Origin of the sequence: Modestobacter marinus (assembly GCF_019799945.1) — a bacterium.
GTDB lineage: Bacteria > Actinomycetota > Actinomycetes > Mycobacteriales > Geodermatophilaceae > Modestobacter > Modestobacter marinus_B.
Genome location: NZ_JABGCH010000021.1, coordinates 19,712 through 37,399, shown reverse-complemented (window position 1 = coordinate 37,399; position 17,688 = coordinate 19,712). Strand labels below are relative to the sequence as shown.

Below are 17,688 nucleotides of genomic sequence, written 5' to 3'. Positions count from 1 at the left end.
TTCACGGCGACCATGAGCACGCCGACAGCGTCCACGGCTCGCGAGGGCGACGGCGAGTGCGACCTCTACGCGGTCGCCGAGCAGGCCGCGGACACCTCCTCGTGGCGCTGCGGCAGGCGATCGACCGGCTGCCCCAGCCGCCGAATCTCGCCGAGCCAGCCGAGGCCCATCAGCCGGCCGACCTGGTCGCGGCCCTACGGGTGCCCGGCGCGGCGGACGGCGTGCCAGAGCTTGCGTATGCCGCCGAGGCCGCCGTGGTCCGGCGAGGTCCACCAGGGTGTTGGCGGCGTAGGCTTCGCCGAGCTCCGCGGCGCTGACCCGCCCGTAGGAGGTGCTGGGGCGATCTCGAGCCCGTGCTCGGTGAGCACGCGGAAGATCGGCTCGCCCTCGAAGCGGTCCTTGTCCGCGTCGATGTAGTCGACGACTACTTGAGTCGGCGGTCGAGCTCCGCCTGAGCGACATCGCCGAGGCGGTCGTGAGGATCTCATTCGCCCGGCGCAGCTGCGCCACCTCCCGGCGCAGCGCCTTGAACTGGTCGGATGTCTCGCTGCTCACGCCGGGAACGGACACCGGTGTCGACCTCTTCCCGCTCCACCCAGTTGCGCAGCGTGGCCGGGTTGATGTCCAGCACCGCTCCACCGCACGGCGTGCGGTCAGCTTCGACTCACCAGATCGCGAATGCGCTCCTCGTACATCTGCACGGCTCGGGCGGGCGTCTCCTCGCCGTACTTGCGTGGTGCTGGCACGGTCTCAGTCTCCCCTGCGGGATCAGAGCCTCAGATCTAGGACGGTTCATGATTTCCCGCCACGGAGCTTCCGCTGACGCGGGCTGCCCTCAACATGCCCACCACCGACCGGGCGCGGCAACAACTCGATGAGAAGCTAGAACGGCTGTTCACGACGACTTCTTGGAGGAGGTCCTCCAAGGGCCGCCGCCGAGACGAACCCCGCGTCCACGTAGGACGACGTATCGCGGTCCGGGCGGACATATGGAGCGCCTCGTTGCGCTTTGCAGCCGCCCGGACGGCTCGGGTATCCGCGACACTGCCCCGACTGAGGTGCCTCGACGCCGCCCCAGTCCCCACGGTCGATGTGACAGAGCAGTGACGCTCTTGTGACGCCCACCCAACTATCTTGGGCTCCATCAACGGGCCAAATCGAGCGTTTGATGCCCGAACTACAGGAGGAGCGTGTCATGGCTGATCCGATCATCAAACTGGGTTCGACGGGCGAAGCGGTGAAGAAGGCGCAGAGGCAACTCATATTCCGGTACTACCTCCCTCCCGGCACCGACGACGGAATCTTCGGTCCTGTGACCAGAAACAGAGTTATCAGGTACCAATTGGATCGGGGGGTCGGGGAGTTCTACGCGTTCTCGTTCCCTTTGACTGTCGACGGCATCGTAGGCCCGCAGACTTGGTTCAGACTAGCGCCTGAAACGGTGCGGAGTGGCTCGCATGGCAACGGGGTGAGGCTCCTGCAAGACATACTCAAGAGTTTCGGATACCCCCCGTACGATCCCGGTCCGGTGGACGGTGATTTCGGCCCGCTCACTGAAGCTGCGGTCAGAGCCTTCCAGGGAGACTTTGTCGACTTCGACGGCAATCCGTTAGTCGTTGACGGAATCGTCGGTCCCAAGACTTGGACTGCACTCTGGAGCTGACACCCGCCAGGTGGCCGGCTACCGCGAAACGTCACGGCGCCTCAGCGCGTAGAGCGACCGGGGTGGCGCGCGTGCTAGCCGAGCTGATTTGACTGGACCGGTCCCATCATCGTCCGGTGACCGGGGACTCCGACGCGGCAGAGCCCGTCAAGGTGCTCATGCGCACCCACCAGTCGGTCGGTGATCTGGTCCCGACAGCGGCAGACGCTGTTCGACCCTCTCGGGCTGGCCGCCGGGATGCGGCTGATCGTGCGGAGAAACGCCGCACCCGGCTCAAAGCTGCGGATCACCGACGTTGAAGACATGCGCATCACCGCCTTCGTCACCAACGCCACCCGCGGCCAGCTGGTCGACCTTGAGCTGCGGCACCGCCGCCGGGCCCGCGCCGAGGACCGCACCCGCGCCGCGAAGGACACCGGCCTGGCCACCCTGCCGCAGCACATCCTCCAGCCCGCAGGATCATCGCCCGCCGAGCTGGGGACGCCCGGCCGGCCGGCGCGAGGTTGTGGACGACCGCCGTAGCTGTGGACGACGGGACGCACCGGCGCTCCCGGACCGGCCACGGTGGACGGGTGACTCCGGCTCCGCGTTCAGGCCTGCTGCGTCTCCTCGCCGTGCTCCCGCCCGGTGGGGTCGACCACCAGGCCCACGGCGCCCGGCCCCACGTGCGCACCGACCGCGGCGCCCAGCTCGCTCACGTGCAGCTCGACCAGCTGAGGCAGTCGCGCACGGAGCTGCTCGGCGAGCCGGGCGGCCCGCTCGGGCGCGGCGAGGTGGTGCACCGCCACCGCCACGGGCCGGTCCCCGGCCACCTCGGCGGCCCGCTGGACCAGCCGGTGCAACGCCCGGCTCGACGTGCGGACCTTCTCCAGCGCGACGACCCGCCCGTCCGCGACGTGCAGCAGCGGCTTCACCGACAGCGCGCTGCCCAGCAGCGCGGCGGCCGAGCCGATCCGCCCGCCGCGGCGCAGGTGCTCGAGGGTGTCGACGACGAAAAATGTGCGGGTCGCCGCCGCGGTGGTCCGCGCGACCGCCGCCACCGCCTCGGCCGGCTGCCCGGCGGCCGCCGCGCGGGCCGCGGCGAGCACGGCGAAGCCGTTGCCCATCGCCGCCGAGCGGGAGTCCAGGACGGTCACCAGGTGCTCGCCGACCTGCGCCGCGGCCAGCCTCGCCGCGTCGTGGGTGCCGGACAGCTCGGCGGACAGGTGGATGGAGACGATTCGGTCGGCCCCGGAGCCGAGCAGCCGCCGGTACGCGGCGACGAAGTCACCGGGCGTCGGCCGGGAGGTGGAGACGTGGCCGCCGCGCGTGCTCAGCGCCCGGGCCACCTCGTCGGGGGTGACGTCGGTGCCCTCGCGGCCCGACCGGCCGGCGAGCCCCACGTACAGCGGCACCACCTCGATGCCCAGCCCCTCGACCAGGTCAGGGGGCAGATAGGCCGTGGAGTCGGTGACCACGGCGACGGACATGGCCGGAGGCTAACCCGCTGGCCGGGTGGCCCGGAGGGCGCCCCGCGCCGCTGGGTACGGGGGCGCGGCGGGGTCAGACGGCGTCGGCGTCCTGTGCGGGAGCCGGCGCTCCCTCCTCCGGGCTCGCCCCGGCGCGGGCGACGTCCGGGACGTCGGTGCCCGAGCGGCCGTGGTCCCGCAGTCCCTCGACCCGTCCCGGTGCCGGCACCGCGAGGTTGTGCCGCATCAGCCGCCAGCCCGACGAGTGGAACGCCAGCTCGCTCCAGTGGCAGTTGCCCAGCGGGCCGAAGACCCGCCGGTGCTCCGGGCCCAGACCGAGCAGCGCCTCGAGCAGCCGCCCGGCCGTGCCGCCGTGGGTCACCAGGACCGCCGTGGCCACCGGCGGCAGGTCCGCCACCGCGGCCAGGGCGCGCGCCGCGACGTCGGCCTGCGCCTCTCCCCCGCGACCGGGCACCGGCCGTCCGGCCTGCCAGTCGGCGAACTGGTCGGGGAGCCGCTCGGCCACCTCGTCCCGGGTCAGCCCCTCCCAGCAGCCCAGCCCGTGCTCCCGCAGGCGCTCGTCCACCCTCAGCTCGACGTCCAGCAGCGGAGCGAGCGTCGCCGCCGTGTCCACGGCGCGCTGCAGGTCGCTGGAGACCAGCACCGCCTCCGTGCCGTGCAGGGCTGCGGCGAGGTGCGGAGCGGTCCGTGCCGCCTGGGCGCGTCCCTCGGCGTCCAGCGGCGGGTCCAGCTGGCCCTGGAACCGTCCCGTCGCGTTCCACTCGGTGCGGCCGTGCCGCCAGACGAGCAGGCGACGCACCGGCGGGGCGGACAGCGGGTCGGTCACCGGTGGGTCTCGTCGGTCTCCGCGTCGGGCTGCTGGCCAGCTGCGGCCGGGGAGGTGTCCCCCGCCGGCGCGGGACCGTCGGCGGGACCGGCCGCCTCCGGCGCGCCGTCCCCACCGGCCGTGCCGGCCGCTCCGCCGGGCAGCGAGCGGTCGACGAACGGGATCACCGGGCAGTCCTTCCACAGCCGCTCGAGGGCGTAGTAGGCGCGCTCCTCCGCGTGCTGCACGTGGACGACGATGTCGACGAAGTCCAGCAGCACCCAGCGGGACTCGGCGACGCCCTCCCGGCGCACCGGCTTGGCGCCGTGCTCGCGCAGCCGCTCCTCGACCTCGTCGACGATGGACTGCACCTGGCGCTCGTTGGGTGCGGACGCGAGCACGAAGGCATCGGTGATCGCCAGTCGCTCGCTGACGTCCACGATCATGACGTCGGTGGCCAGCTTGTCCGCGGCGGCCTGCGCGGCGATCAGCGCGGTCTCTCGGGCCTCGGCCGAGGCGGTCATCGGGGCATCTCCTGCAGATCGGGGGACGTCGTGTCCCCGGGGGCTGGGTGGTCGGGCAGCGTCGGCTTGTCCGGCTGCCCGTCCGTGGGTGGTCCCGCCTCGGGGCGGGAGCCGTCGGGCCGGGGGGGGTGGTGACCCTCGCGGGTGCGTACCACCGTACGGTCGCCGCGGTAGAGGCCGCGCTTCTCGATGTACTGCACGACCCCGTCGGGGACGAGGTACCAGACCGGCATCCCGCGGTGCACGCGCTCACGGCAGTCCGTGGAGCTGATGGCCAGCGCCGGCACCTCGACCAGGCTCACGGCACCCTCGGGCAGGTCGGCGTCGGCCAGGTGGTAGCCCGGGCGGGTCACCCCCACGAAGTGGGCGAGCTGGAACAGCTGGTCGGTGTCCCGCCAGCTCATGATCTGGGCCAGCGCGTCGGCGCCGGTGATGAAGAACAGCTCCGCGTCCGGGTGCTCGCGGTGCAGGTCGCTGAGGGTGTCGATGGTGTACGTCGGGCCGCGCCGGTCGACGTCCACCCGGCTCACCGAGAACCGCGGGTTGGAGGCGGTCGCGATGACCGTCATCAGATAGCGGTCCTCGGCCGGGCTCACCCCGCGGTCGGACTTCTGCCACGGCTGGCCGGTCGGGACGAACACGACCTCGTCGAGGCCGAAGAGCCCGGCGACCTCGCTGGCGGCCACGAGGTGCCCGTGGTGGACGGGGTCGAACGTCCCGCCCATCACTCCCAGTCGACGTGCTGCCACCGATCGAGCCTAGCCCGGTGCCGGTGCCGGCCGCCGAGGCGACCGCCGGTCGCAGACCGGGACGGCGCTCCCGGCGGGGAGTCCGCCCGGCCGTCAGAGCGTGGTGACGAAGTCCGCCAGCTGCGCCGCGGTGCGGGCCTCGACCACCGGGACGACCTCCCGGTAGCGGTCCGCCGCCGAGTCACCGGTCCCCCACCCTGGGTGCGTCGGCGTGCGCGACATCAGCGGGTGTGCCCGGTCCCGGTGACGACGTACGTGGTGGAGGTGAGCTCGGGCAGCCCCAGCGGGCCGCGGGCGTGCAGCTTCTGGGTGGAGATGCCGATCTCCGCGCCGAACCCGAACTCGCCGCCGTCGGTGAACCGGGTGGAGGCGTTGACCAGGACGGCGGCCGCGTCCACCCCGGCGGTGAAGTCGGCGATCGCACGCGCGGAGTCGGCGACGATCGCCTCGGAGTGCCCACTCCCCCACCGCGCGATGTGGTCCAGTGCGGCCGGCAGGTCGGCGACCACCCGCACCGCCATGTCCAGCGACAGGTACTCGGTCGCCCAGTCCTCGTCGGTGGCGGGCACCACGGCGTCGTGCGCCGCGCGGGCCGCGTCGTCCCCGTGCAGGGTCACCCCGGCGTTGGTCAGCGCCGCCAGCAGCCGCGGCAGGAAGGGCACGTCGCGGTGCACGAGCAGCGTCTCCGCGGAGTTGCAGACGCTCACCCGGTGGGTCTTGGAGTTGAGCACGATCGCCTCGGCCATCGCCGGGTCGGCCGAGGCGTCGACGTACACATGGCAGTTGCCCACGCCGGTCTCGATCACCGGCACCGTCGACTCGCGGACCACGCGCTGGATCAGCGAGGCGCCCCCGCGCGGGATGACGACGTCCACCAGGCCGCGCGCGTTCAGCAACTCCCCCACCGACGCCCGGTCGGCGGGCAGCAGGGCGACCGACCCGGACGGCAGGCCGGCCTTCTCCGCGGCCTCGGTGAGGACGGCGACCAGCGCGGCGTTGGTGCGGTGCGCCGACGCGGACCCGCGCAGCAGCGCCGCGTTGCCGCTCTTCAGGCACAGCCCGGCGGCGTCGACGGTCACGTTCGGGCGGGCCTCGTAGACGATGCCCACCACGCCGAGCGGCACGCGCACCTGCCGCAGCTGCAGGCCGTTGGGCAGCCGGGACCCGCGGACGACGTCGCCCACCGGGTCCGGCAGAGCGATCAGCTGGCGCAGCGCGTCGGCCACCGAGGCCAGCCGGGTGCGGTCGAGGCGGAGCCGGTCCAGCAGCGAGGACGGCGTCCCGGCCGCGGCCGCGGCCTCGACGTCGGCGGTGTTGGCCGCGAGCACCTCGTCGGCCCGCTCCAGCAGCGCGTCGGCCATCGCGGCGAGCGCGGCGTCCTTGGTCGCGGTGGGCAGGGTGCGGAGCACGCGGGCGGCCTCACGGGCGCGGTGGGCGGCGGCCCCGATCAGCGGGAAGTCGGCCTCGGACACGCGTCGAGGTTACGCGGCGCCCCGGTCAGGAGACGGCGTGCCGGGCGAGGCGGTGGCGCAGGCCGTTGCGCACGGCGGGCCACTCGGTGTCGAGGACCGAGAAGACCACGGTGTCCCGCAGCGAGCCGTCCGGCTGACGCCGGTGGTTGCGCAGCACGCCGTCCTGCTTGGCGCCGAGCCGGGCGATCGCCGTCCGGGACTGCAGGTTGTGCCAGTGCGTGCGGAACTCCACCGCGATGCAGCCGAGCACCTCGAAGGCGTGGGTGAGCAGCAGCAGCTTGCTCTCCGCGTTGACCCCGCTGCGCTGCGCCGAGGCGGCGGTCCAGGTGTAGCCGATCTCCAGCCGCGGCACCTCGGGCTCGACGTTGCAGTAGGTGGTCACGCCGACCGCCGTCCCGTCGGCGGTGCGGCGGACGAGGAACGGCAGCATCGTCCCGGCGTCCCGGGCGGCGAGCTTGGCGGCGACGTCGGCCGCCATCCCCTCCGGCGTCGGCACGGAGGTGTACCAGAGCTCCCACAGCCGGCCGTCCGACGCCGCACCGACCAGCTCGTCGACCGAGTCGGCGGACAGCGGCTCGAGGACGACGAGCGAACCGGCCAGGGTCACCGGCTCGAGGCCCCGGTGCAGGGGCCCGCGGCGAGCGTGCGAGTCGTGGGGGGCACCGGGGTCCTTCATCAGCTGCGCAGCGCCCGGAGCACCCGCTTGCGGGCGTCCCCGGTCAGCCGGTCGACGAACAGCTTGCCGTCGAGGTGGTCGACCTCGTGCTGCAGGCAGCGGGCCAGCAGCCCGGCGCCCTCCAGGCGCAGCGGCGCCCCGTGCGCGTCGAAGCCCTCGGCCACGCAGTGCATCGCCCGGACGGTGGGCGCGTAGAGGCCGGGGATGGACAGGCACCCCTCGTCGTCGTCCTGCGTCTCCTCGGAGCGCTCGGTGATCACCGGGTTGACCAGGTGCCCGATCACGCCGTCGACGTTGTAGGAGAACACCCGCAGGCCCACGCCGATCTGGGGCGCGGCGAGCCCGGCCCGGCCGGGGTGGTCGACCGTCTCCTCCAGGTCGCGCACCAGCGCGGCCAGGTCCTTGTCGAAGGCGCGCACCGGGTCGGCGGGCGTGCGGAGGACGGGATCACCGATCTCGCGGATGGGGCGAACGCTCACCGGTGCAGTCTCTCAGCCCACCATGACACGGGTCGTCCTCCACCCCCGGTCCGCTCCCCGCTCGCTGGCGCTCGCTGCGATGCTCCCGGCGGTGTCAACCGACGACTCGGCGGCTCACCAGCACCATCTCGTCCCGGTGCACCACCTCGCGGCGGTGCTCCGGGGCCAGCTCGCCGGTCTTGCGGCCCAGCAGGTCCGGCATCTCCCGGGCGTCGTACGCGACCAGGCCGCGGGCGACGACGACGCCGTCCGGGCCGACCAGCTCCACCGGGTCGTCGGCCAGGAAGTCCCCGCTGACCCCGGTGATGCCCGCGGCCAGCAGCGAGGCGTGCCGCTCGCGCACGGCGCGGACCGCCCCCTCGTCGAGCAGCACCCGGCCCCGGGGCCGGCTGGCGTACCGGAGCCAGAACTGCCGCGCCGAGGGACGGCGGCCCGACGCCGCGAACAGCGTCCCGACCCGCTCCCCCGCGAGCGCGGCGGCGGCCTGCGGCGTCGAGGTGACGACGACTGGCACCCCGGCCGCGGAGGCGATGAACGCAGCCTCGACCTTGGTGGCCATCCCGCCGGTGCCCACGCCGTTGCGGCTGGCCGTGCCGAGGGCGACGCTCGCCAGGTCCGCGCGGCCGCGCACGGTCTCCACCAGCCGCGCGGGGCCCGAGCGCGGGTCCCCGTCGTAGACGCCGTCGACGTCGGAGAGCAGCACCAGCGCGTCGGCGACCGCCAGGTGCGCCACCAGCGCGGCGAGCCGGTCGTTGTCGCCGAAGCGGATCTCCTCGGTGGCGACCGTGTCGTTCTCGTTCACGATCGGCAGCACCCCGAGGGCCAGCAGCCGCTCGACGGTCTGCCGGGCGTTGCGGTAGTGGCCGCGCCGGGTCAGGTCGTCGGCGGTGAGCAGCACCTGGCCGACGGTGATGCCGTGTGTGGCGAACGCGTCGGCGTAGGTCTGCACCAGCCGCAACTGCCCGACGCTGGCCGCCGCCTGCGCGGTCGCCAGGTCCCGCGGCCGGGCCTCGATGCCCAGCGGCGCGAGGCCCGCCGCGATGGCCCCGGACGAGACCAGGACGACCTCGCGGCCGGCGATCCGCAGCGCCGCGAGGACGTCGACGAGGGAGCGCAGCCGCTCGCCGTCCAGCCCGCCGGGCAGCGTGGTCAGTGACGAGGAGCCGACCTTGACGACGACCCGCTGCGCCCCGGCGATCTCCGGCCGGGTGCTCACCGGTCCTCGTCGGGATCGCCGAGCAGGTCCTGGTCGATGGAGCCGTCGTCCTCGGCGAGCTCGTAGGGCACCCGCCGCGCCCGCTTGGCCGCGAGCCGCTCGTCGGCCCTGGCCCGGGTGTTGGTCTCCAGGCGCAGGTCGGTGCCGCGCCCGCCCAGCCCGGCCACCTCCTCGACGCTGAGCGTGCCGGCCGGCAGGGTCGGCTCCCAGTCGAAGGTGACCTCGCCGATGGTGACCGCGTCGCCGGGGACGGCGCCGGCCTTGGCCAGCTCCTCCTCCACGCCGAGCCGGTTGAGCCGGTCGGCGAGGAAGCCCACGGCCTCGTCGTTGGTGAAGTCGGTCTGCACGACCCACCGCTCGGGCTTGCGGCCACGCACCACCCAGCCGTCGGTGCGCGGGTCGGGCTCGACGGTGAACCCGCTGTCGTCCACCGCGCGCGGGGTGACGGTGACCCGCGCGGGCTCCGGCGGGGGCAGGGTGGCCCGGAAGGCCTCCACCTCGCGGGCGAGCGCGTAGCTGAGCGCCGGCAGGCCCTCGCCGGTGGCGACGCTGACCGGGAAGACCTGCAGGCCGCGCTCCTCCAGCGAGGTGCGGACCAGGTCGACGAGCTCACGGGCGTCCGGGACGTCGATCTTGTTGAGGACGGCGACGCGCAGCCGGCCCACCAGGTCGAGCTCCTCGCCGCCGTACTGGCGCAGTTCGTGCTCCAGCGCCTCGATGTCGCTCTCCGGGTCACGGCCGGGCTCGATGGTGGCCATGTCGACCATGTGCACCAGCACGGCGCAGCGCTCGACGTGCCGGAGGAACTGCAGGCCCAGGCCCTTGCCGGTCGCGGCCCCGGGGATCAGGCCGGGGACGTCGGCGATCGTGTAGGTGACGTCGCCGGCCCGAACCACACCCAGCTGCGGGACCAGCGTGGTGAACGGGTAGTCGGCGATCTTGGGCCGGGCCGCGGACATCGCGGCGACCAGGGAGGACTTCCCGGCCGACGGGTACCCGACCAGGCCGACGTCGGCGATGCTCTTGAGCTCGAGCACGGCGTCGAAGGACTCACCGGGCTCACCGAGCAGGGCGAAGCCGGGGGCCTTGCGACGGGCGTTCGCCAGCGCCGCGTTCCCCAGACCGCCCTTGCCGCCCCGGGCCAGCACGACCCGGGTGCCGACGCCGACGAGGTCCACGACGACCTCGCCGTCGACGCTCACGACGGTCCCGTCCGGGACGCGCAGCACCTTCTCCTCGCCCCGGGCACCGCTGCGGTTGCTGCCGGCCCCCGGCTTGCCGTTGCCGGCCCGCTGGTGCGGTGAGTGGTGGAAGTCGAGGAGGGTGTGCACCCCCGGGTCGACCTCGAGGACGATGTCCCCGCCGTCGCCGCCGTTGCCCCCGTCGGGACCGCCGAGCGGCTTGAACTTCTCGCGGTGGACGGAGCTGACCCCGTGCCCGCCGTTGCCCGCGGCCACGTGGACCGTCACACGGTCGACGAAAGCGGCCATGGTCGCCGCCTCTCTGCGTTACTGCCTGTGGATGTGGCGATCTCTGGACAAGTGCAAGGGGTGGCGGCGCCGGATCGGCGCCGCCACCCCCATGGTGCTCAGGTGGTGCTGGGTCTTCAGACCGAGGCGGTCTCGACGGCCTCGATGGAGACGACCCGACGGCCACGGCGCTGACCGAAGGTCACCGCACCCGGCGCGAGGGCGAACAGCGTGTCGTCCTTGCCCCGGCCGACGCCCAGACCCGGGTGGAAGTGGGTGCCGCGCTGGCGCACGATGATCTCGCCGGCCTTGACGACCTGCCCACCGAAGCGCTTGACGCCCAGGCGCTGCGCGTTGGAGTCGCGGCCGTTGCGGGAGGACGAGGCGCCCTTCTTGTGTGCCATGTCGTCGTCAGCCCTTCGTGATGTCGCGGACCACGACGCTGGTCAGGGGCTGACGGTGCCCCTGCCGCTTGTGGTAGCCGGTCTTGTTCTTGTACTTGTGGATCTTGATCTTCGGGCCCTTGCCGTGCTCGACGATCTCGCCGGTCACCGTGACACCGGCCAGCGCCTGCGCGTCGGTGGTGACGGTGTCGCCGTCGACCAGCAGGAGGGCCGGCAGGGTGATCGTGTCACCGGCCTCACCGGCGAGGCGGTTGACGGTGAGAGTGTCACCGACACCCACCTTGTGCTGCGTTCCACCGGCCTTGACGACTGCGTACACCACTGACTCCTCGATCGAATACCTGTGTCCTGCGCGCACGACCGGCACGGGGCCGAGTGCTGGACGGGCCGCCCGCGCCTCCCAGGCGGCACCGGTTGGTGCACTGCCCGTGGCGCAGCGACCCGACCAGCGTACCCGAGCCTGCGCATGCAGGTCGAACGCGGTCTTGCGGCCCCCTCCAGGGGCCCGCCCCGACCGTGCGAGGGGCGGGGAGGAGGGGTCCTTCTTGCTGGGTCACCGGTGTGAACCCGAAGCGGGGGCCCGCGTCCTGCTACGCCGGCGGACCCGCCGGGCGGGTCGCTGCCCGGCGCCGCCGCGGCCGGGCCACCGCGGGCCCGTCCCCGGTGACCGGCTCGGCCACCGGCTGGGGAGCGACGGTTACCGGCGGCTCCGCGGCCGGCTCGACCGCCACCGGAGCCGCGCTGGTCCCCGTCGCGGCCGCCTCGGCGAGCCGCGCGGCCAGCAGGCCGTCCGGAGTCGGTGCCTCGGTGACCGGCTCGGCCTCCGCGAGGACGGCCACCGGCTCGACGGCGGCCACGACCGGCTCGGCCGCGACCTCCTCGGGCGCGGCCTCCTCGGGCGCGGCCTCCTCGGGCACGGTGTCCTCGGGCACGGTGTCCTCGGGCACGGTCTCCTCGGGCACGGTCTCCTCGGGCACGGTGTCCTCCGCCGGGACGGCGTCGTCCACCGGTTCCGCGTCCGCCACGACCTCGGCGAGCGCGGCGGCGTCCTCGGCCGCGCGGGCCTCACCCGACTGACCACGGCCACGCCGGCCGCGGTTGCGCCGGCTGCGCCCCTCGCCCGTCGGCTCGCCGGGCTGCTCCGGGGACGCGACGGCCTCGGCGGCCGGCTCGACGACCACGACCGGCTCGACGGCCCGACCCGAGTCAGCGGGCCTGCCCGCGTCGCGCCCGTCACGGCCCTGGTCGCGGCTGCGGCCGTTGCCGCCGCCGTTCCCGCCTCCGGAGCTGCGGCGCTTCTCGTCGACCGGATCGGTGTGCACCAGCACCCCGCGACCGCGGCAGTGCTCGCAGGGCTCGGAGAAGACCTCCAGCAGGCCCTGGCCCACCCGCTTGCGGGTCATCTGCACCAGCCCGAGGGAGGTGACCTCGGCGACCTGGTGCTTGGTGCGGTCCCGGCCGAGGCACTCGGTCAGCCGCCGCAGCACGAGGTCCCGGTTGCTCTCCAGGACCATGTCGATGAAGTCGATGACGATGATCCCGCCGATGTCTCGGAGCCGGAGCTGCCGGACGATCTCCTCGGCGGCCTCGATGTTGTTCCGGGTGACGGTCTGCTCGAGGTTGCCGCCGGAGCCGGTGAACTTCCCGGTGTTGACGTCGACGACCGTCATCGCCTCGGTGCGGTCGATGACCAGCGAGCCGCCCGAGGGCAGCCACACCTTGCGGTCCAGCGCCTTGGCCAGCTGCTCGTCGATCCGCAGGTCGCGGAAGACGTCGCCGGTACCGGTGTAGCGCTGCAGCCGCTCGGACAGCTCCGGGGACACGTGGGCGACGTAGGCCTCGACGGTGTCCCAGGCGTCGTCACCCTGCACGACCAGCCGCTTGAAGTCCTCGTTGAAGACGTCGCGGATGACCCGGATCGCGAGGTCCGGCTCGCCGTAGAGCAGCGTCGGGGCGTTGCTGGTCGAGGCGGCCCTGGTCTGGATGACCTCCCACTGCGCCTGCAGCCGGGCCACGTCGCGGGTGAGCTCCTCCTCCGAGGCGCCCTCCGCGGCGGTCCGGATGATCACGCCGGCGTCGTCGGGGACGATCTTCTTGAGGACGTCCTTGAGCCGGGTGCGCTCCTTGTCCGGGAGCTTGCGGCTGATGCCGGTCATCGAGCCGCCGGGCACGTAGACGAGGAACCGGCCGGGCAGGTTGATCTGCTGGGTGAGCCGGGCGCCCTTGTGGCCGATCGGGTCCTTGGTGACCTGCACCAGGACCTTGTCGCCGCTCTTGAGCGCCTGCTCGATGGAGCGCTGCTTGCCGGTCAGGCCGGCGGCGTCCCAGTTGACCTCGCCGGCGTAGAGGACGGCGTTGCGGCCCTTGCCGATGTCGACGAACGCCGCCTCCATGCTGGGCAGCACGTTCTGCACCCGGCCCAGGTACACGTTGCCGGCGAACGAGGTGGCCTGCGCCTGGGTCACGTAGTGCTCGACCAGCACGTCATCCTCGAGGACGGCGATCTGGGTGCGCTCGCCCTGCTGGCGGATCACCATCGCCCGGTCGACGGCCTCCCGGCGGGCGAGGAACTCCGACTCGCTGAGGATCGGGGCGCGGCGACGGCCGCCGTCCCGGCCCTCCCGGCGGCGCTGCCGCTTGGCCTCCAGCCGGGTGGACCCGGCGACGCCGCGGACGTCGTCGTCGCTGCTGACGCGGCCGTTCCGGCCGGCCCGCTCGGGCCGGTCGTCGGCGTCCTCGACGGGCTCGTCGACCGCGCCCTCGACGCTGGTCCCCCGGCGCCGCCGGCGGCGGCGGCGGCGGGTGGTCGAGCCGGCGCCGGCCTCGGCGTCGTCGCCCTCCTCGGCGTCCTCGGTGTCCGCGGTGTCCGCGGGCTCCTCGTCCTCGGCGCCCTCGACCGGGACGGCGTCCGAAGCGTCCTCGTCGCCCTCGGCGCCGTCGTCGCCGGACCGGCCGCGGCCGCGACCCCGGCGGCCGCGGCGGCGACGGCGGCTGCCGGCACCCCCGCCGTCCTCGGTGTCGCGGTCCTCGAGGTCCTGCTCGTCGACGTCGGTGTCGACGTCCACGTCGTCGAGGTCGACGGCGGCCACCACGGCGCCGGTGTCCTCGGCCGTGGCCACGCCGTCCTCGGCCTCCACGGCCTCGACGGCCTCGCGGCGGCGGTTGCGCGAGCGGCGGGGCGGCGGGGCGGCGGTGTCCCGCTCCTCGGTCGCGGAGGCGGGCGCGTCGGCCTCGGTGGGCGACTCCGCCTGCGGGCGGCGGCTGCGCCGGCGCGGCGCGGCGACCTCCGGCTCGGGCGCGACGAAGGTGACGAACGCGGGCACCACCGGCGGCGGGACGGCGGCCGGCGGGGCGACGGACTCGGGGTCCGCGGACAGCGCCGGGCGGGTGGCCCGGCGGCGCGGCCGCGCGGTCACGGTGGTGGGCTCGGGCGAGCTGAACTGGGCGCCGAACCGCGGGCCCTCGGGCTCGGGGTCGGGCGTGGGTTCAGCGGCGGGCTCGGCAGCCGGCTCGGGCTCGGCGGCCGGCTCGGGCTCGGCGACGGCCTCGGCCGGCTCCTCTGCGTCCGCCTCGTCGGCGGCGGCCGGGTCGATGCCGGCGACGTCGTCGGGCGTCTCGTCCTCGGCCGGCGGCGGGGGCGTCTCGGCCGGCGGCTGGGGCGTCTCGGCCGGCGGCTCGGGCGTCTCCTCCGGCGGGGCGCTGAGGTCCGGCGCGCCCGGCTCCTTGGTTCCGTGGGGCGACGGGTCGGCTGCCGTCGGCTCGGTCGTGCTGTCGTTCTCGTCGATGCGGTCGGCCACGAAGGGCTCGCCTCCTGTGCGCTCCCGGGCGCCGATCGTCTCCGACTGGCGGCCGCGCAGGAACGCGGGTTGGGCGGGGCGGCGGCCGCAGCGGTTGCGGCGGCCCGGCCCCGCGAAGTCTGGTCGCGCCCCGGCCGGTGCGGCTGGAGCCCGGTGGTGCAGCGTGCTGGTGGTGCGGGGTGGTGCTGGTGGTGCGGAGATCAGGGGATGCGCCACGGCTGGCAGACGTGGTGCCGGCGACGACGCCCAGCCCCCGGCTCCGCCGGTCAGACCTGCGCGCGCCCCTCCTGGCAGCAGGAGCGCACCGCACGGTCGGGCCCGAGCGGATCGGCGACGTCACCGCTGTCGTCGAGCCGGCCCTGCGCCTCTCGCACGGCCCGTGGGGGCGTCGGCGGGCGCAGGTCGGCGACGGCAGCCAGAGCGGCCATCACGTCGTCCGGCCGCACGGTCGGCGTGAGCTGCCGTACGACCATGTGCAGTATGGCACAACCTGCCTCTCCGGAGACCCGGGCGCGGACGACGGCGGCGCGGGCGTCGACGTCCTTGGTGCCGTTCTTGGTGCGCTTGGCGACGAGCACCGCCTCCTGGGCGAGGAACGCCTCCACGGCCGCGACCAGCGCCTCCGGCTCGATGCCGGCCAGGTCGACGCGCCAGCGGGTGGCCTCCATGCGATCGGCGAGCGAGCCGCTGCCCTCGACCGCCTCCACGCACTCGACGACGTCGATCCCCGGCGGCAGCGACACGTCGAGCGCGGCGCGCACCGCCTCGGGGTCCCGGCGCTCCGCCAGGCCGATCTCGACGTACTCGGCCTCCGACGCCGCCCCGGTCGGCGCCGCCCCGATGTAGCTGATCTTGGGGTGCGGGCTGAAGCCCGCGGAGTAGGCCATCGGCACCTGCGCCCGGCGCAGCGCCCGTTCGAGCGCCCGGGCCAGGTCCCGGTGGGAGGCGAAGCGGAGCGGACCGCGCTTGGTGTAGCGCAGCCGGAGCCGCTGGACGGTGGGCGGCGGGGGCGGGCCGTCGGGCTGGCGGGCCACTAGCGCCCGACCACGGTCAGCGGCAGCAGGCTTCGGCCGGTGGGACCGATCTGGATCTCGGTGCCCATGGTCGGGCAGACCCCGCAGTCGTAGCAGCCGGTCCAGCGGCAGTCGCCGACCTCCTCCTCGGAGATCGCCTCCTGCCAGTCCTCCCAGAGCCACTCCTTGTCCAGCCCGGAGTCCAGGTGGTCCCAGGGCAGGACCTCGTCCTCGGTGCGCTCACGGGTGGTGAACCAGTCGAGGTCGACGCCGAAGGGAGCCAGCTCCTCGGCCGCGGCCGTCGTCCACCGGTCGAAGGAGAAGTGCTCGCTCCAGCCGTCGAAGTGGCCGCCGTCCCGCCAGACGCGCTCGATGACGCGACCCACGCGGCGGTCGCCGCGGGAGAGCAGGCCCTCGATCACGCCGGGCTTCCCGTCGTGGTAGCGCAGGCCGATGGAGCGGCCGATGCGCCGGTCGCTGTTGATCGCCTCCCGGAGGAGCTTGAGCCGGGAGTCGATGGTGTCGGCACTGGCCTGCCCGGCCCACTGGAACGGGGTGTGCGGCTTGGGCACGAAGCCACCGATGGAGACGGTGCATCGGATGTCCTTGCGACCGCTGGCCTCGCGGCCGGCCCGGATCACCTCGACCGCCAGGTCGGCGATCTCCAGCACGTCCTCGTCGGTCTCGGTGGGCAGACCGCACATGAAGTACAGCTTCACCTGGGTCCAGCCGTTGGCGTAGGCCGTGGTGACCGTGCGGACCAGGTCCTCCTTGGACACCGTCTTGTTGATCACCCGGCGGATCCGCTCGCTGCCGCCCTCGGGGGCGAAGGTCAGCCCGCTGCGCCGGCCGTTGCGGGAGAGCTCGTTGGCCAGGGTGACGTTGAAGGCGTCGACCCGGGTGCTGGGCAGGGAGAGCCCGGTGTTGGTGCCCTCGTACCGGTCGGCCAGCTCTTTGGCGATCTGGCCTATCTCCGAGTGGTCGGCGCTCGAGAGGGAGAGCAGGCCGACCTCCTCGTAGCCGGTGGCCTTGAGGCCCTGCTCGACCATCGAGCCGATCCCGGTGATCGTGCGCTCGCGCACGGGGCGGGTGATCATCCCGGCCTGGCAGAACCGGCAGCCCCGGGTGCAGCCGCGGAAGATCTCCACGCTCATCCGCTCGTGCACGCTCTCGGCCAGCGGCACCAGCGGCTGCTTCGGGTACGGCCACTCGTCGAGGTCCATGACCGTGCGCTTGCCGACCCGGGCGGGGACGTCGTCGCGGGTGCGCAGCACCTCGGCGATCGCACCGTCGCCGGTGTAGGTGACCGCGTAGAAACGCGGCACGTAGACCCCGTCGACGCGGGTCAGCCGGGCCAGCAGCTCGACCCGCCCACCGGGACGGCCCTGCTGCTTCCAGGCGGCGACGACGTCGGTGATGTCGCCGACCACCTGCTCGCCGTCCCCGAGGACGGCGCAGTCGACGAAGTCGGCGACCGGCTCGGGGTTGAAGGCGGCGTGGCCGCCGGCGACGACGACCGGGTGGCTCTCGTCGCGGTCGACCGAGTGCAGCGGGACCCCGGCGAGGTCGAGCGCCTCGAGCAGGTTCGTGTAGCCCAGCTCGGTGGCGAAGCTGACCCCGAGCAGGTCGAAGTCGCGCACGGCCCGGTGCGCGTCGACGGTGAACTGCCCGACGCCGTGCTCGCGCATGAGGGCGGCGAGGTCCGGCCACACCGCGTAGGTGCGCTCGGCGAGGGCGTCGGGGCGCTCGTTGAGCACCTCGTAGAGGATCATGAGGCCCTGGTTGGGCAGCCCCACCTCGTAGGCGTCGGGGTACATCAGCGCCCAGTGGACGGCGACGTCGTCCCAGGGCTTCACCTGGGCGTTGAGCTCACCGCCGACGTACTGGATCGGCTTCTGGACCTGGGCCAGCAACGGCTCGAGGCGGGGGTACAGGGACTCACCAGTCATGAC

The 17,688-nt window shown here is 74.0% G+C and carries 16 protein-coding genes, 2 pseudogenes and 1 other annotated feature; of the genes and pseudogenes, 2 read left to right on the top strand and 16 right to left on the bottom strand.

Annotation, left to right across the window (positions count from 1 at the left end; translation table 11 throughout):
- Positions 1-332 precede the first annotated feature (332 nt).
- Positions 333-616, bottom strand: a pseudogene (locus HK417_RS25565) (IS3 family transposase); the annotation flags it as partial.
- Positions 336-467: a sequence feature (AL1L pseudoknot), on the bottom strand. It overlaps the preceding pseudogene by 132 nt.
- Before the next feature lie 579 nt (positions 617-1,195).
- On the opposite strand from HK417_RS25565, the gene HK417_RS16870 reads away from it, so the two are divergent.
- On the top strand, positions 1,196-1,663 hold the full coding sequence (locus HK417_RS16870) for a peptidoglycan-binding domain-containing protein (RefSeq protein WP_222268557.1): 468 nt from the start codon (positions 1,196-1,198) through the stop codon (positions 1,661-1,663).
- Positions 1,664-1,880: 217 nt separating this feature from the next.
- Positions 1,881-2,104: pseudogene (locus HK417_RS16865) on the top strand (IS1380 family transposase); the annotation flags it as partial.
- Between the two features lie 149 nt (positions 2,105-2,253).
- Here the strand turns inward: HK417_RS16865 and HK417_RS16860 are convergent.
- The 15 genes from HK417_RS16860 to HK417_RS16795 all read right to left on the bottom strand — a co-directional run bounded on the left by HK417_RS16860 (position 2,254) and on the right by HK417_RS16795 (position 17,685).
- The gene (locus HK417_RS16860; protein WP_222268556.1) at positions 2,254-3,132 is read right to left on the bottom strand and encodes a DegV family protein; all 879 of its coding nucleotides are present in this window, start codon (positions 3,130-3,132) and stop codon (positions 2,254-2,256) included.
- A gap of 73 nt (positions 3,133-3,205) precedes the next feature.
- The gene (locus HK417_RS16855; protein WP_222268554.1) at positions 3,206-3,958 is read right to left on the bottom strand and encodes a histidine phosphatase family protein; all 753 of its coding nucleotides are present in this window, start codon (positions 3,956-3,958) and stop codon (positions 3,206-3,208) included.
- Positions 3,955-4,461, bottom strand: coding sequence for a ribosome silencing factor (gene rsfS, locus HK417_RS16850; protein WP_261327057.1), 507 nt, complete (start codon positions 4,459-4,461; stop codon positions 3,955-3,957). The genes HK417_RS16855 and rsfS overlap by 4 nt, the downstream gene beginning before the upstream one ends.
- Positions 4,458-5,210, bottom strand: a complete 753-nt coding sequence (nadD, locus tag HK417_RS16845) for a nicotinate-nucleotide adenylyltransferase (RefSeq protein ID WP_308123655.1) — start codon at positions 5,208-5,210, stop codon at positions 4,458-4,460. The genes rsfS and nadD overlap by 4 nt, the downstream gene beginning before the upstream one ends.
- 93 nt (positions 5,211-5,303) lie before the next feature.
- Positions 5,304-5,432: a hypothetical protein gene (locus HK417_RS25560; protein WP_261327056.1), complete on the bottom strand. Its 129-nt coding sequence runs from the start codon at positions 5,430-5,432 to the stop codon at positions 5,304-5,306.
- Positions 5,432-6,682: a glutamate-5-semialdehyde dehydrogenase gene (locus tag HK417_RS16840; RefSeq protein WP_222268552.1), complete on the bottom strand. Its 1,251-nt coding sequence runs from the start codon at positions 6,680-6,682 to the stop codon at positions 5,432-5,434. Before HK417_RS16840 ends, HK417_RS25560 begins: the two co-directional genes overlap by 1 nt.
- Positions 6,683-6,707: 25 nt before the next feature.
- The gene (locus HK417_RS16835) at positions 6,708-7,289 is read right to left on the bottom strand and encodes a GNAT family N-acetyltransferase (protein ID WP_308123654.1); all 582 of its coding nucleotides are present in this window, start codon (positions 7,287-7,289) and stop codon (positions 6,708-6,710) included.
- Positions 7,290-7,357: 68 nt separating this feature from the next.
- A complete protein-coding gene (def, locus tag HK417_RS16830) occupies positions 7,358-7,837 on the bottom strand; it encodes a peptide deformylase (RefSeq protein WP_222268548.1) in 480 nt (159 codons plus the stop codon).
- Between the two features lie 94 nt (positions 7,838-7,931).
- Entirely contained in the window at positions 7,932-9,053 is a 1,122-nt protein-coding gene (gene proB, locus HK417_RS16825; protein WP_222268546.1) for a glutamate 5-kinase, read from the bottom strand.
- Positions 9,050-10,543 carry a GTPase ObgE gene (obgE, locus tag HK417_RS16820; RefSeq protein ID WP_222268544.1) on the bottom strand — a complete coding sequence of 498 codons (1,494 nt, stop codon included), beginning with the start codon at positions 10,541-10,543 and terminating at the stop codon, positions 9,050-9,052. Before obgE ends, proB begins: the two co-directional genes overlap by 4 nt.
- Positions 10,544-10,659: 116 nt before the next feature.
- The gene (gene rpmA, locus HK417_RS16815) at positions 10,660-10,926 is read right to left on the bottom strand and encodes a 50S ribosomal protein L27 (RefSeq protein WP_222268542.1); all 267 of its coding nucleotides are present in this window, start codon (positions 10,924-10,926) and stop codon (positions 10,660-10,662) included.
- A 7-nt stretch (positions 10,927-10,933) separates the two neighbouring features.
- Positions 10,934-11,245 (bottom strand): 50S ribosomal protein L21, encoded by a 312-nt coding sequence (rplU, locus tag HK417_RS16810; protein WP_222268539.1) that lies wholly within the window; start codon positions 11,243-11,245, stop codon positions 10,934-10,936.
- A gap of 271 nt (positions 11,246-11,516) precedes the next feature.
- Positions 11,517-14,939 (bottom strand): Rne/Rng family ribonuclease, encoded by a 3,423-nt coding sequence (locus HK417_RS16805; RefSeq protein ID WP_308123653.1) that lies wholly within the window; start codon positions 14,937-14,939, stop codon positions 11,517-11,519.
- 50 nt (positions 14,940-14,989) lie between these two features.
- Entirely contained in the window at positions 14,990-15,757 is a 768-nt protein-coding gene (locus HK417_RS16800; protein ID WP_222268538.1) for a TIGR03936 family radical SAM-associated protein, read from the bottom strand.
- Positions 15,757-17,685, bottom strand: coding sequence for a TIGR03960 family B12-binding radical SAM protein (locus HK417_RS16795; protein ID WP_222268536.1), 1,929 nt, complete (start codon positions 17,683-17,685; stop codon positions 15,757-15,759). The genes HK417_RS16800 and HK417_RS16795 overlap by 1 nt, the downstream gene beginning before the upstream one ends.
- Positions 17,686-17,688 lie beyond the last annotated feature (3 nt).